Annotated in this window: 11 protein-coding genes and 1 pseudogene; 6 read left to right on the top strand and 6 right to left on the bottom strand. The window is 69.0% G+C overall.

Annotation, left to right across the window (positions count from 1 at the left end; translation table 11 throughout):
- Positions 1–118: 118 nt before the first annotated feature.
- The gene (locus tag ACWD0J_RS11680) at positions 119–1,579 is read right to left on the bottom strand and encodes a family 43 glycosylhydrolase (RefSeq protein ID WP_451495588.1); all 1,461 of its coding nucleotides are present in this window, start codon (positions 1,577–1,579) and stop codon (positions 119–121) included.
- A gap of 1,053 nt (positions 1,580–2,632) precedes the next feature.
- Between ACWD0J_RS11680 and ACWD0J_RS11675 the strand changes: the two genes are divergently transcribed.
- Positions 2,633–4,633, top strand: a complete 2,001-nt coding sequence (locus ACWD0J_RS11675) for an RICIN domain-containing protein (protein ID WP_451495587.1) — start codon at positions 2,633–2,635, stop codon at positions 4,631–4,633.
- 474 nt (positions 4,634–5,107) lie between these two features.
- On the opposite strand, the gene ACWD0J_RS11670 is transcribed toward ACWD0J_RS11675, so the two are convergent.
- Complete coding sequence (locus ACWD0J_RS11670; RefSeq protein WP_451495586.1) at positions 5,108–6,373, bottom strand: oxygenase MpaB family protein; 1,266 nt, start codon at positions 6,371–6,373, stop codon at positions 5,108–5,110.
- Positions 6,374–6,489: 116 nt separating this feature from the next.
- Here ACWD0J_RS11670 and ACWD0J_RS11665 point away from each other — a divergent pair, with 116 nt between their 5' ends.
- The 4 genes and pseudogenes from ACWD0J_RS11665 to ACWD0J_RS11650 all read left to right on the top strand — a co-directional run bounded on the left by ACWD0J_RS11665 (position 6,490) and on the right by ACWD0J_RS11650 (position 8,560).
- A complete protein-coding gene (locus ACWD0J_RS11665; RefSeq protein WP_451495585.1) occupies positions 6,490–7,089 on the top strand; it encodes a TetR/AcrR family transcriptional regulator in 600 nt (199 codons plus the stop codon).
- 52 nt (positions 7,090–7,141) lie between these two features.
- Positions 7,142–7,369: pseudogene (locus tag ACWD0J_RS11660) on the top strand (integrase); the annotation flags it as partial.
- On the top strand, positions 7,359–8,273 hold the full coding sequence (locus tag ACWD0J_RS11655) for a HipA family kinase (RefSeq protein ID WP_451495584.1): 915 nt from the start codon (positions 7,359–7,361) through the stop codon (positions 8,271–8,273). The pseudogene ACWD0J_RS11660 and the gene ACWD0J_RS11655, both read left to right, overlap by 11 nt.
- On the top strand, positions 8,270–8,560 hold the full coding sequence (locus ACWD0J_RS11650; RefSeq protein ID WP_451495583.1) for a SelT/SelW/SelH family protein: 291 nt from the start codon (positions 8,270–8,272) through the stop codon (positions 8,558–8,560). Before ACWD0J_RS11655 ends, ACWD0J_RS11650 begins: the two co-directional genes overlap by 4 nt.
- Positions 8,561–8,563: 3 nt before the next feature.
- Here ACWD0J_RS11650 and aceB read toward each other — a convergent pair whose 3' ends face one another.
- Both aceB and ACWD0J_RS11640 read right to left on the bottom strand, forming a co-directional pair.
- The gene (aceB, locus tag ACWD0J_RS11645; RefSeq protein ID WP_451495582.1) at positions 8,564–10,198 is read right to left on the bottom strand and encodes a malate synthase A; all 1,635 of its coding nucleotides are present in this window, start codon (positions 10,196–10,198) and stop codon (positions 8,564–8,566) included.
- 187 nt (positions 10,199–10,385) lie between these two features.
- Positions 10,386–10,985 (bottom strand): nucleotidyltransferase family protein, encoded by a 600-nt coding sequence (locus ACWD0J_RS11640; RefSeq protein ID WP_451495581.1) that lies wholly within the window; start codon positions 10,983–10,985, stop codon positions 10,386–10,388.
- Between the two features lie 189 nt (positions 10,986–11,174).
- On the opposite strand from ACWD0J_RS11640, the gene ACWD0J_RS11635 reads away from it, so the two are divergent.
- Positions 11,175–11,510: a DUF5955 family protein gene (locus tag ACWD0J_RS11635; RefSeq protein WP_451495580.1), complete on the top strand. Its 336-nt coding sequence runs from the start codon at positions 11,175–11,177 to the stop codon at positions 11,508–11,510.
- 80 nt (positions 11,511–11,590) lie between these two features.
- On the opposite strand, the gene ACWD0J_RS11630 is transcribed toward ACWD0J_RS11635, so the two are convergent.
- Together ACWD0J_RS11630 and ACWD0J_RS11625 are read right to left on the bottom strand one after the other, a co-directional pair.
- Positions 11,591–12,208 carry a DUF6304 family protein gene (locus tag ACWD0J_RS11630; protein ID WP_451495579.1) on the bottom strand — a complete coding sequence of 206 codons (618 nt, stop codon included), beginning with the start codon at positions 12,206–12,208 and terminating at the stop codon, positions 11,591–11,593.
- 4 nt (positions 12,209–12,212) lie between these two features.
- Positions 12,213–13,007, bottom strand: a complete 795-nt coding sequence (locus ACWD0J_RS11625) for an IclR family transcriptional regulator (RefSeq protein WP_451495578.1) — start codon at positions 13,005–13,007, stop codon at positions 12,213–12,215.
- Positions 13,008–13,273 lie beyond the last annotated feature (266 nt).

Genomic DNA, 13,273 nt, shown 5'->3' with positions numbered 1-13,273 from the left:
CCTTGATCACATGGGAGGGGTCAGCGGACCGTCCAGCGGGCGGCCGGTGCTGTTTCGAGGGACGTCTGGGTCTGCCCGGGGGATCAGTGGTGACGGCGGCCAGGCGGGTGTGTGGCTTTCACGTTCGTGACCACTGGAAGCTGGCGGCTGTGCCGCAGGTGCGCTGTTCGAGCAGGGCGGCGTCCGCGGTCGAGGCGCCGACGACGTTGACGCACTTGCCGCTGTGGCGGACTTTGAGCTGGTGGTATCCGTCGACGGCGACCCACTGGAACTGCTGGTTCCGGCCGGAGTGGCAGGGGTACTGGATGATGCCTGCGCCGTCGGCGGTGGACACGTTGTTCACGTCCAGGCACTTGCCGCTGTTGAGGCTCTCGATCTGGAAGTAGCCGTCGCCCACGTCGACGAAGCGCCACTTCTGCCAGGGCCTGCCGTTCGAGGTGTACTGGCCGATCCTCGCGCCGTTGTCGGTGTTGGGTGCCTGGACGTCCATGACCTTGCCGCTGTTGCGGTTGGTCAGCCGGTAGTACGTCACCACCGGCTCGCCGGACGGAACGGTCAGCGCGGTGCCCGTGGCCACCGGCACGCCGAGGTTCGGTGACCCGTCCGTGTTCCAGGTGATCTTCTGGATCCGGGTGGTGCGGGTGGTGCCGCAGCCCTGGGACGACGAGGAGTTGGCGTGGTAGACGATCCAGTCCTCGGTGCCGTCCGGGGACCGGAAGAAGCCGTTGTGGCCCGGACCGTACACGCTGTTCGTGTCACTGCGCTGGAAGGCCGGCTCCGTGCCCTTGACCCAGGAACTCGCGTTCAGCGGGTCGCTGCCGGTGAGGGTGAGCAGGCCCAGCTTGTAGTCCGGGCCCTGGCAGGCGCTGGCCGAGTAGGTGAGGAACGTCTTTCCGTCGTGCTGCACCGCGACCGGGCCCTCGTTCATCGGGGTGCCCTGCTTCTCCCAGGAGTAGGTCGGGGTGGAGATCTGCGTACGGGATCCGGTCACGGTCCACGGATTGCTCAGCTCGACGATGTAGATGCTCGGATCGGATCCGGCCCACTGCGGCGTCGACACCCCGGACCAGGTGAAGTACAGCCGGCCGTTGATGGTGACCACGTTTCCGTCGATGCCCCACCAGTCGTTCGCACCGAAGATCATGCCCTTGTACGTGTACGGGCCGAGCGGGTCAGTGCCGGCGCTCTCCAGCACGTGCACGCGCTGGTCCTCGATGTCACCAGTACCGGCGGAGTAGTAGATGTACCAGCGTTTGCCGCCCGGGCCGTCGAGCAGGTGCATCTCCGGCGCCCATATGTAGTGGTCACGGCCGGCGGCGTGGGCACTGAACACCGGCACCGGCGCCGCTGCCTTCAGCGCCTCGATCGTGGGCGCCTTCCGCATCGTCAACGCCCCGCTGTACGGCGTCGTCATCAGGTAGTAGTTGCCGCTGTAGTAGGTCATGTACGGGTCCGCGCCGGAACTGTTGAGCGGGTTCGTGAACGTCGCCGTGGCCGCCTGCGCGCCGGGTGCGGTCACCACCGTCCCGAACGTCAGACCACCGACGAGGGCGGCGAGAGCCGTCGCCGTGGCCCACATCCGCCGGAGGAGAGAAGAGCTTTTCCGCACCCGGATATGTGAAGTGCCCATGACAGAAACATCCTTGTTCGCGTCGGGGAGCGTAAGCGCGGTGTTCTTTCAAAACGCGTTGTCGTGCCGGGCCGTGCGCTCGGACGCCGTCGCGTTCCTGTCATTGCCCGGGGTATGGGGGCTGGTCGTGCCGTTCGTCCGACCGAGGTGGTAGAGGACGACCAGACCCTTCACTGCAGTCGCTTGCGCAGGTCGATACGCGAGCGAGGCGAGGACCAACGGCCCATTCTGTTCGATATTTAGAATGCCGTTTGGAAATTCGGCCAGACGCTATAGGGGCGGTAAGAAGGTGTCAAGACGGCTGGGGAAAGAGGGGCGGCTGCCGTGGCGATGAGATCGGTAGAAAGCTGTTACGGCGATCTGTCCGGCAAGAGGCCGCCGCATCCTCGCTGGTAACCTGCGGCGCAACCGTCGTTTGTCGAAAGTCGTTGAATTTGGTACCAGCTGTTTCAGCCCGGTGAGCCCGAGTCCCCGCTTTCATGGTCCCGGGCATGGGCGATGGTCCACGTTTCAGCTGGGTTATGTGGGTCATGCGGGTCTTGACGATCTGCTCGGCCACCACCAGTCTCGCGGTGATCTCGGTGTGCGACAGGCGGCGACATCGCCGCGCTCCTGCAAGCGGGCGGAGACCGCGCTGCTGTCTTCCCGCGCCGCGGGGACCACCGCCTCGGTCCAACGGCCTGAACAACCGGCCCTGGCAGGTGGCCCCTCGGCCGGATGGCGGATTGATCGTGCACGGGCAGGCGGAGTCCGCGTGAGTCCTCGAACGGCGCCCGCAGCATGCGGCCCCCATTCGGCAGTCGGATCGTCAGCCTCGCCACGGCGCGTGGACGCCTCCAGCTGATTCAGCCACAGAAACCTATGAGAAACGACAGAACCATTGACCTGTCGGTGCCTCACCTCTACTTTCTGACCGATCCAGCGAACCCTGTGCGGTATTTCGGACGGGACTCAGTGTCCTCGCGATGTCAGTTTTCCCCTTCTTTTCCCCTGGAGAGCCGCATGTCGCACAGCCCTGCTCGCAGATGGGCCAGACGCGTCACCGCCCAGGTCCTCGCCGTCGGACTCGGCGTCACAGGTCTGGCGGCCCTCGACCGACAGGAACCCTCGGCGCCCCTGTCCGCCGAACCGGCCGCCGTGAGCACCAGCCAGATCGGCGTCACCCCGCCGCCGATGGGCTGGGCGTCATGGAACAGCTTCGCCAGCAGCATCGACTACAACGTGATCAAACAGCAGGCCGACGCCCTGGTCTCCTCCGGCATGGCGGACGCCGGGTACAAGTACGTCAACCTCGACGACGGCTGGTGGCAGGGCGCCCGGGACGCGAACGGCAACATCGTCGTCGACGAGAACCTGTTCCCCGGTGGGATGAAGGCCATGGCCGACTACATCCACAGCAAGGGCCTGAAGGCCGGCATCTACACCGACGCCGGCAAGCAGGGCTGCGGCTACTACTACCCCACCACCCGCCCGGCCGCCCCCAACACCGGTATGGAGGGCCACTACCAGCAGGACCTGGAGACCTTCCAGCGCTGGGGCTTCGACTACGTCAAGATCGACTGGTGCGGCGGCCGCGTGGAGGGCCTGGACCAGGAGACCCAGTACAAGCAGATCGCCGCCGCCAACGAGGCCGCCTCGGCGGTGACCGGCCGCAAGCTCGTGCTGTCCTTCTGCGAGTGGGGCACCGGACGGCCCTGGAACTGGGCGACCGGTTACGGCGACCTGTGGCGCACCAGCACCGACGTCATCTTCTGGGGCCAGACGCCCACGACGGCCATGATGCTCACCAACTTCGACCAGGCCCTGCACCCGGCCGCCCATCACACCGGCTACTCCAACGACCCCGACATGCTGATGACCGGGATGAGCGGCCTGACCGCCGCCCAGAATCGGCTGCACATGGGCCTGTGGGCGATTTCCGGCGCTCCGCTGCTGGCGGGCAACAACCTGGCGACGATGAGCACGGAGACCCGTGACATCCTCACCAACCGTGAGATGGTCGCCATCGACCAGGACCCGCGCGGGCTGCAGGGCGTCAAGGTGGCCGAGGACACCCGGAACCTGCAGGTGTACGGCAAGGTCCTCTCCGGCACGGGCAAGCGCGCCGTGCTGCTCCTCAACCGCACGGGCTCGGCGGCATCGATGACCGTGCGCTGGGCCGACCTCGGCCTCACCTCGGCCACCGCGTCCGTACGCAATGTCTGGACGGGCACCAATGCCGGCCCCTTCGCCACCAGCCACACCACGACCGTCCCGGCGAACGACGCGGTCCTGCTGACCGTCTCCGGCACCGAGGCCCCCGGCTCCACCTTCGAGGACACCACCACCGCCACCACCCCGACCTTCAGCAACGTCACCACCTCCACGGCGGGCACGAAGCTGGTGGACATCACCTACGCCAACGGCGGCAGCACCACCCGCAAGGCCACCATCCAGGTGAACGGCCAGTACAAGTACGTCGTGGCCTTCCCGCCGACCGGCTCGGCCACGACCTACCGCACCGTGTCCGTGCTCGCACACCTGGCCAAGGGTGCCAACACCGTGAAGTTCGCGACGGTCTCCGGCAGCACGGCCCCCGACGTCGACGCCGTCCGCGTCCAGGGCATCCCCGGCACCGACGGTGTCGCCCTCGTCGGCACCGCCTCCAACCGGTGTGTGGACATCGACAAGAACACCGACATCAACGCGACCCAGGCGCAGCTGTGGGACTGCTCCGGCGGACGCAACGAGACCTTCACCCAGACCTCGCGCGGCGAACTCGTCGTCTACGGCAACAAGTGCCTCGACGCCGACAACAACGGCACCACCAACGGAACCAAGGTCATCATCTGGGACTGCACAGGCGGCACCAACCAGAAGTGGACCGTCAACGCCAACGGCACCATCACCAACACCCTCTCGGGCCTGTGCCTGGACGCCACGAACGCGGCAACAGCCAACGGCACCAAGCTGATCCTGTGGACCTGCAACGGCCAGAACAACCAGAAATGGACCCGCAACTGACCTCCACCACAGGAGCATGACGCAGAACCGGCGAGGCGCGACAGCGCCTCCCGGTTCTGCCGTCGCGTCGACAGGAACGCAAACGAGGGTGCCGCTACGGGCGTGCAGCGGCCGTGCCCTCGTGGGTGTGAGCCCGGACGGGGACTTGGCGAATGGCTCGCTTACGCAGCCCGTCGGGGTACTTCCGTGGTGCCGGCATCGGACTTGTGCTCTCCGCGAGAGCCGGCACGTCGCTCTGCTCCACGACATCACTGACTGTCTGCGGATCGGTGACGTGACCGTGTTCCACGATCGAGAAGACGGCGGGCAGGAGATTTACCTGTACGGGCTGAAGACAAATCCGCTACCGAAGGAGAGCGCCCAGCCGGCTCGAATGCGGCTTGCTGCCGAGGCGCTGCACATCGGCGGGCCGCTTCCCGGGTCGGACAAGGCCGCTCTCGGGGATTCGAGGAAGCCACTCGACGGTTCCACGCCTCACATGCGTCGCTGTTGCGTCGTATGCCGCTGACCGGACAGAACATCCATGCGCCGGTAGGCACCTCCCAGAAGCTTCTCGGCCCGATGGTCGAGCCACTCGACGCCGGTACGGTCGAGGTAGCGGCGGCCGGCCTCGGTGCGATTGACCGTGGTCGACACGATCAGGTTCTTGACGATGAGGGGTGGCACTGCCCAGACGGGCGTCACGGGCAGTTGCAAGTCGCGCAGGCTCTCCTTGCCGAGGAAGTACCTGAGCAGGCTGAGCATGCGAAGCCGCGCGAACCGAGCGCGCACAGCCTGCGGCCGGCGTTGCTCCAGAGCGCTTTCGCCGTCGACGAGCGCTGTGGCGAGTGCGCTACCCGCAGGCGTTTGGCCGTCCTGGCACAGCAGCGCGTGGTAGTTGAAGCGGTTCTGTTCCCGTTCGGTGTCGAAAAGCCAGTCCTCGTCGATTCCCAGGAGCCAGCCGACGTACTTCCACAGGTGCATCACGGCAAGGGAGTCGTCTGAGCTCACCATCCAGCCGAGGGCGCGGGCACCCAGCAGCAGCGTGGAGTTGAACAGTCCCAGGGTCGCCGCCTGGTCGCTGCGGTTGATGGGCAGTCCCAATTGGTCGGTGTCCCATCGGCCGTTCTTCTCGAAGCGGTCGTTGACCAACGCGTGCATGGCCCGCACATGCACGGTGAGCTTGAAGCCCTCGCCGTGGCGTCGCATGGCGCCCGGCTTGATGACGGCGTTGTTCCACATCTCGGTCTCACCAAGCCGCCGCATCGCCGTCGAGCCGGTCAGACCGCCGGTGGCGACCAGCAGGTCGGGCGGTCCACTGTGCCGGTAGCCGCCGATCAGTGACAGATGCCGCATGACGTCGTTGGCGTTGCGGCCCATGCGACGGATGACACTGCCGCCCCGTTCGATCACGTCGAAGTCGACCCAGGCGGGAACCTCGTCAACGACATCGAAGAAACGCACGAGCACGGGCGGCGCGTCGTCGACCGCGTCGATGCCCTCCTCGAGCGCCGTATTGAACTGCGCCATGGTGACGCCTGCGGCCCCTCCCGCGCGCATGGCACGAACGAGTTCTCCACCCAGTTCGTCGCGCGCGAACATCCGCCGGCCGATCAGGTCGCACAGATCTTCGTCGACGCGGTCGACGCGGGCGGCCCGCCGCAGTATTCGACCCAACCTGGCATTGCGCTCGGGCGCCCCACGGAAGCGCCGTGGGTAGGGCAGGCTCTCGCGCTTGCCTTGCTCACTGGATGAAGTCATGCTGCTACTGTGATGCGAGTAATCATTCGTGTTCAATTCGCGTATCGAAGATGATGGCTCCGTTCGGCTCACAACACCCCGCCAGGCGCATTCCCCAACAGGACCGTTCTCGGGCGATGGTGGATCGCATCGTCGCGGCCGGTTGTGAAGTCCTCCTGGAACGGGGGTACGAACGCACCAGTACCAGCCGGATCGCAGCGCAAGCCGGCATCAGTCCGGGCTCGCTGTATCAGTACTTTCCCAACAAGGAGGCGGTCCTCGCCCTCGTCCTCGACGAGTACAGCAAGCGACTGCATGCTCGCGTTACCGACGCGTTCGTCGCGAATCTCGGGGCGACTGACCCGGAGGACGCCGTGCGCCGTGTCGTCCTCGCCCTTCTGCACGCACTGGAGTCGGATGCCGGCCTGTTGCGCGTGCTGTACGAGCAACTACCACGCAGCGCCGATACACACCGCGCCGAGTTCACCCGGCAACTCGACCAGCTGGTCACCACTGCGCTGCTGTTCCAGCTGGGTCCCCGTGTGCAGCCGGTTGACTCGATCGCATGGATCCTCGTGCGCAGCATCGAGGCGATCGTCGTCAGCTACGTGCTGGACCCGCCGCGGATCGGTCGAGATGCGATCGTCGACGAGCTCACCCGGCTCGTCACCGGCTACGTCAGCCAGTGGGCTGCCCAGAGTCCACAGGGCGACGCCGATCGCCGGGATCTGGGATAGCGCCGCAACAGGCTGATACTCCAGCAGCGTTTTGCCGAAGGGTGCTGCGGCACACACCTACGCCTCGATCATGCTGGAGGCGGGAGAGTCCGTGGTGACCTTGGCGCGGTGGCTCGGGCACTCCTCGCCGGCGGTCACCCCCGGTTACTATGCTCACTTCATACCGGAGGCCGCAAGCAAGGGGCGCACTGTCATCGACGGACTGCCCGGGAAGCAGGGAGAACCGCCCGCCCATGGAGCAAGGCCGATGAGACGGACGGCACGGGAAAATGCTGACTGAGGTCACCGCGACCCGCTACGTGGAACCCCTGCGGTCCGGCGGGTCGGTTCCCGCGGTCGTCGAGGCGGACGACCTGGGCACCTACGTCGTGAAGTTCACCGGCTCCGCGCAGGGCAGGAAGGCCCTGGTCGCCGAGGTGATCGTGGGTGAGCTGGCGCGCGCCCTCGGGCTGCGCCTGCCCGAGCTCGTGCTGGTGCGCTTCGACCCGGCCATCGCCGACCGCGAGCCCCACCAGGAGGTGCGGGAACTGCACGGCGCGAGCGCGGGGACCAACCTCGGCATGGACTACCTGCCGGGCGCGCGGGACTTCACCCCGGAGGTCGCGGGGACCTTCCGCGTGGACCCCCTGGAGGCGGGCCGGATCGTCTGGCTCGACGCCCTCACCGCCAACGTCGACCGCACGGTCCACAGCTCCAACCTGATGCTCTGGCCGACCCTCGGCATCGCGCCCGCGCGCCTGTGGCTGATCGACCACGGCGCCGCGCTCGTCTTCCACCACCGCTGGGACGGCTCGGACCCGAAGAAGGCGTACGACTTCCGGCATCACGCGCTCGGCCCCTACGCGCCCGACGTGCGGGCGGCCGACGCCGAACTGGCGCCCAGGGTCACCGAAGAGCTGCTGCGCCGGATCACCGCCGAGGTCCCGGACGCCTGGCTGGCCGACGAGGAGGGCTTCGCGACCCCGGACGACGTCCGCACGGCGTACGTCGACCACCTCCACGCGCGCGTGCGGGCCTCCGCCGCCTGGCTCCCCACCGACTTCCCCACCCCCGAGGAACGCGCCGCCGAAGAGGCCCAGCGCGCGGCGAGGACACAGCAGGGCCGCCCGGACTGGCTCAAGCGGGTCCCCGACCTGCACGGCAAGCCGGCGGCGGAACAGGATTGGTCGGTGCACCTGGGATGACAGCTCAGCCGGATGTCCAGCGGGTCGAGATCGAGTACTGCACGCAGTGCCGCTGGCTGCCGCGTGCCGCCTGGCTGGCCCAGGAACTTCTGACGACCTTCGAGACCGAGCTCACGGAGCTGTCCCTGAGGCCCGGCACCGGCGGCGTCTTCGTCGTCCGGGTGAACGACGAGGTGGTGTGGGACCGCCGCGAGCAGGGCTTCCCGGAGCCCACGGCCGTCAAGCGGGCGGTACGCGACCGAGTGGCCCCGGAGAAGTCCCTGGGCCACTCGGACGGGCCCGCGTGAGCCTCAGCCCTTGAGCCGCTGGTACGCCGGCACTGTCAGGAAGTCCGCGTAGTCCTCGTCGAGGGCGACCTCCAGGAGCAGGTCGTGGGCCTGCTGCCAGTGACCGGCGGCGAAGGCCTCGGCGCCGAGTTCGCTCCTGATGTTCCGCAGCTCCTCGGCGGCGACCTCACGGGCCAGTTCCGGGGTGACCCGCACCGTCCTCCCGTCGCGCTCGACCTCGACGCCCGCGTTGATCCACTGCCAGATCTGCGAGCGGGAGATCTCGGCGGTCGCCGCGTCCTCCATCAGGTTGAAGATGGCGACCGCGCCGAGCCCGCGCAGCCAGGCCTCGATGTACCGGATGCCGACCTGGACGGCGTTGACGAGACCGTCGTACGTCGGCCGGGCGTCCAGCGAGTCGATCGCGATCAGGTCGGCCGCCTTGACGTCGACGTCCTCGCGGAGGCGGTCCTTCTGGTGGGGCTTGTCGCCGAGGACCTTGTCGAAGGACTCCATGGCGATCGGGACCAGGTCGGGGTGGGCGACCCAGGAACCGTCGAAACCGTCGTTCGCCTCGCGGTCCTTGTCGGCCCGGACCTTCTCGAAGGCGACCTTGTTGACCTCCGCGTCCCGGCGGGAGGGGATGAACGCCGCCATGCCGCCGATCGCGTGCGCGCCGCGCTTGTGGCAGGTGCGGACGAGGAGTTCGGTGTACGCCCGCATGAACGGGGCCGTCATCGTGACCGCGTTGCGGTCCGGCAGGACGAACCTCGCGCCGCCGTCCCGGAAGTTCTTGACGATGGAGAACAGGTAGTCCCACCGGCCCGCGTTCAGCCCGGAGGCGTGGTCGCGCAGTTCGTAGAGGATCTCCTCCATCTCGTACGCGGCCGTGATCGTCTCGATCAGCACGGTGGCGCGGACGGTGCCCTGCGGGATGCCGACGTAGTCCTGCGCGAAGACGAACACGTCGTTCCACAGGCGCGCCTCCAGGTGCGACTCCGTCTTCGGGAGGTAGAAGTACGGGCCCTTGCCGAGGTCGAGCAGCCGCCGGGCGTTGTGGAAGAAGTACAGGCCGAAGTCGACGAGCGCGCCGGGGACGGGCGTGCCCTCCGGGTCGACGAGGTGGCGCTCGTCCAGATGCCAGCCGCGCGGACGCGTCACCACGGTGGCGAGCTCCTCGTCGGCCTTGAGGGCGTACGACTTGCCGGACTTCGGGTCCGTGAAGTCGATGGAGCGGGTGTACGCGTCGATCAGGTTGAGCTGGCCGAGGACCACGTTCTGCCAGGTCGGCGCGGAGGCGTCCTCGAAGTCGGCGAGCCAGACCTTCGCGCCCGAGTTGAGGGCGTTGACGGTCATCTTGCGGTCGGTGGGGCCGGTGATCTCGACCCGGCGGTCGTTCAGGGCCGGTGGTGCGGGGGCCACGGTCCAGGAGTCGTCGGCGCGGATCGCGGCGGTCTCCGGGAGGAAGTCGAGCGAGCAGGTGCGGGCGGTCTCGGCGCGGCGTTCGGCGCGGCGGGCGAGGAGCTCGTCACGCCGGGGCGTGAACCGGCGGTGCAGCTCGGCCACGAAGGCGAGGGCCGCCTCGGTCAGGACCTCCTCCTGCCGGGGCAGGGGCTCGGCGTCGACGATGGCCAGCGGGGACGGCGCTGGTGCGGACATGAGCTGTCACTTCCTTCAGCGAGCGTGGCACCGGGTGCCAGGCGACCCGGGGTGGGGCGGCAGGCGCCCGGGCAGCGGCAGGGCGCTTCTGATCAGTGGATACTAGTTTCCTCATGGTGGAACTTCAATGTTTTGTTGATGTCGAGATTCTCCGCGTCGAGCCGGGGTGGCGCCCCGTGCCACCCCCTCACTCGAGGTGCGCGAGATCCGCGGCGGTGTCGATGTCGTACGGCCGCGCCACGTCCCCGCACTCGACGAGCGTGATCGCCTCCTCATGCGCCTTCAGATAGGCACGTGCCCCCCGGTCGCCGGTCGCAGTCGCGGCGACGCCCGCCCAGTGCGCGGCACCGAGCAGGACGGGGTGCCCGCGCACACCGTCGTAGGCGGCCGCGGCCAGCGACGTCTCGTCCCGCCCTGCGGCGAGCACCCGGGCCACCGCCTCGGCCCCGATGCCGGGCTGGTCGACGAGCGCGACCAGCGCGGCCCGCGCCCCCGTCCCGGCGAGCGAGCCGAGCCCGGCCCGCAGTGACGAGCCCATGCCGTCGGCCCAGTCCGGGTTGTCCACCAGCACGCAGTCGCCGAGCTCGGCGCGCTCCCGTACGGTGTCGGCCGCGGCCCCGAGGACCACGTGGACGCGGGCGCAGCCGGCCGCGCGCAGCACGCCGGCCGCGTACTCGACGAGGGGCCGTCCCCGGTGCGGCAGCAGCGCCTTGGGCCGGCCGCCGAGCCGCCGTCCACCGCCGGCCGCGAGCAGCAGCCCGGCCGTCCGCCGTTCGTTCTCCGTCATGCGTCCTGCATACCCGACGCCCGGGCGGGCGTCCGGTTGCGCGGGGCTGAATTTCGGTCCTGGCGGTGGCGAACCCGCCTCCGGGTGGCGTTTACTGACCCGCGTCCCCGGCGCCCGGACAGCGCCCACGGGGAGCGCTCGGCGGGAGCGGAACGTGCAGGCGCACAACGGCGTGCGAGGGGGAGAGCTGTGGTGCGGAGCTTGGAGCAGAGACCGGTGACCGGCGGCGACGAGAACCTTCGAGTGACCCGACTGCGGACCGCGGTGTCCCGGCTGCGCCGCCAACTCGCCGCGCACCCGGCCGAGTTCCCCGACCGGGCCATCGCGGAGGACGAACTCGCGGCGCTGGCCGCGATGACGGTCGACGGGGCACCGGACATCGCGCGCCTGCGCAGCTCGTTACTGCTGATCGCCGGGGCGATCGGATCGGTCAGCGCCCTGGCCAGGGGGCTGACGGAGGTCCGGGCCGCGGTGGACGGCTTCGGCGAGCCGCCGCGCGGGCGGGACGGCGACCGCAGGTTCTAGGAGCCGTCCGCCCCCGGCCCGTGGTACGGGAAGGGCCCCCGGTAGCCGGGGTGGGAGCGGTACGCGAACTCCTCGCAGAGTCAGGTCTCCTGGACGAGTTCGGTGTGCCGCTGCCAGAGCGTGAGGATGCCCCGCGGGCCTTGCTTGCCGTCCACCCGCCGGTAGACGTCCTTGGCGTCACGGAAGCAGGCCAGGCCGGCCATCAGGCCGTTGCCGGCCGGGTGGTGGTCGGACCAGGCGCACGCGATGCACGCCCTCAGCCGTGCTCCCCGCGGCAGCCGGTGCTGGAGGCCGTGCGGGGCGGCCTCGAAGTCGCTGTGACCTTCCCCGGTGCGGTACTCCTGCCCGTCCAGACGCAGGACGGTGGTCAGGACCTCCTTGTCCAGGCCGCGCCCGGGGCCTGCCGGGTCGCCGAGCCGCAGGGCGCAGCACAGCGCGCCCGTCCGTACGCCCCCGCCCTCGACGGGGAGCGGCAGCTCCCACTCCAGCAGGCAGGAGCACAGCGCTCCGTCGAAGAAGGCGAACATCGCCGCGGGCGACTCCCCGCCCAGCGCGCCGAGATCGTCCATCGTGTCGCCTTCGAAGCGGACGCCCCTGATCGTGGCGCGGATCAGCTCCCGGCCGTCGGACTCGAAGACGACCGTCTGTGAGCCGTGCCGGTCGGTGTAGCGGCCGGGCCACCGCTGTGAGCCCGCCATGCCGTCATGCCGGGTTCTGGCTGGCCAGCGCCGCGGACAGCTCCACCGCCACCTGCTGGAGCACCGGCACGATCCGCCGCGTCGCCGTCTCCGTGACCCGGCCCGCCGGGCCCGAGATCGAAATGGCCGCCGCGGTGGGGGAGTCGGGCACCGGGACCGCGAGGCAGCGGACGCCGATCTCCTGCTCGTTGTCGTCGACCGCGTACCCCTGGCGGCGCACGTCCTCCAGCGCCGCGAGGAAGCCCTCCGGCGTGGTGATCGTCTTCTCCGTCGCGGCGGGCATGCCGGTGCGGGCGAGCAGGGCGCGCACCTCGCTGTCCGGAGTGTGGGCGAGCAGGGCCTTGCCGACGCCCGTGGAGTGCGGCAGGACCCGCCGTCCGACCTCGGTGAACATGCGCATCGAGTGCTTGGACGGCACCTGCGCCACGTAGACGATCTCGTCCCCGTCCAGCAGCGCCATGTTCGCCGTCTCACCGGTCTCCTCGACCAGGCGGGCGAGGTAGGGACGCGCCCAGGTGCCGAGGAGGCGGGAGGCCGACTCGCCGAGCCGGATCAGGCGCGGGCCGAGCGCATAGCGGCGGTTGGGCTGCTGGCGGACGTATCCGCAGACCACGAGGGTGCGCATCAGGCGGTGGATGGTCGGCAGCGGCAGCCCGCTGCTGGCGGAGAGCTCGCTCAGCCCCACCTCGCCGCCCGCGTCCGCCATCCGCTCCAGCAGATCGAAGGCGCGCTCCAGGGACTGGACCCCGCCGGTGGCGGACTTCGCGGAGTCGGTGGTGCTGGCGTCGGACGTCGGCACGGCGCGTTCCTTTCGGGACTGGCGGGAGAGCAGAAGCCTACCCGCCGGTCGGTTGACTCCCCGCTGGTGCGTAGCTACGTTCTGCTCGCCGGAATTCTCCTTCCACTTTGTGGAAAGGTCCAGAGTGCGCGCCTCTGTGGCCCGGTGCGGCGGTGTGCCCTTGACGGCACGGGGGCGGGAGTGAAGACTCCTTCAACAGAACGTTGAATTCCGTTACGTGGAAGTAAATCCCGTTTCCTGGACGTAACGGAAGCAGACGGCGGCAG

Source organism: Streptomyces sp. NPDC003011, from assembly GCF_053591515.1.
The sequence above is the reverse complement of the archived record's forward strand: the minus strand, read 5'-3'. Positions and strand labels throughout refer to the sequence as shown.

Excerpts from the sequence above, each read along its gene's own strand:
- ACWD0J_RS11675 (WP_451495587.1), top strand. The coding sequence starts at position 2,633 with ATGTCGCACAGCCCTGCTCGCAGATGGGCCAGACGCGTCACCGCCCAG.
- ACWD0J_RS11655 (WP_451495584.1), top strand. The coding sequence starts at position 7,359 with ATGCTGACTGAGGTCACCGCGACCCGCTACGTGGAACCCCTGCGGTCC.
- ACWD0J_RS11640 (WP_451495581.1), bottom strand. The coding sequence starts at position 10,985 with ATGACGGAGAACGAACGGCGGACGGCCGGGCTGCTGCTCGCGGCCGGC.
- ACWD0J_RS11650 (WP_451495583.1), top strand. The coding sequence starts at position 8,270 with ATGACAGCTCAGCCGGATGTCCAGCGGGTCGAGATCGAGTACTGCACG.
- ACWD0J_RS11680 (WP_451495588.1), bottom strand. The coding sequence starts at position 1,579 with ATGTGGGCCACGGCGACGGCTCTCGCCGCCCTCGTCGGTGGTCTGACG.
- ACWD0J_RS11670 (WP_451495586.1), bottom strand. The coding sequence starts at position 6,373 with ATGACTTCATCCAGTGAGCAAGGCAAGCGCGAGAGCCTGCCCTACCCA.
- ACWD0J_RS11630 (WP_451495579.1), bottom strand. The coding sequence starts at position 12,208 with ATGGCGGGCTCACAGCGGTGGCCCGGCCGCTACACCGACCGGCACGGC.
- ACWD0J_RS11665 (WP_451495585.1), top strand. The coding sequence starts at position 6,490 with ATGGTGGATCGCATCGTCGCGGCCGGTTGTGAAGTCCTCCTGGAACGG.
- aceB (WP_451495582.1), bottom strand. The coding sequence starts at position 10,198 with ATGTCCGCACCAGCGCCGTCCCCGCTGGCCATCGTCGACGCCGAGCCC.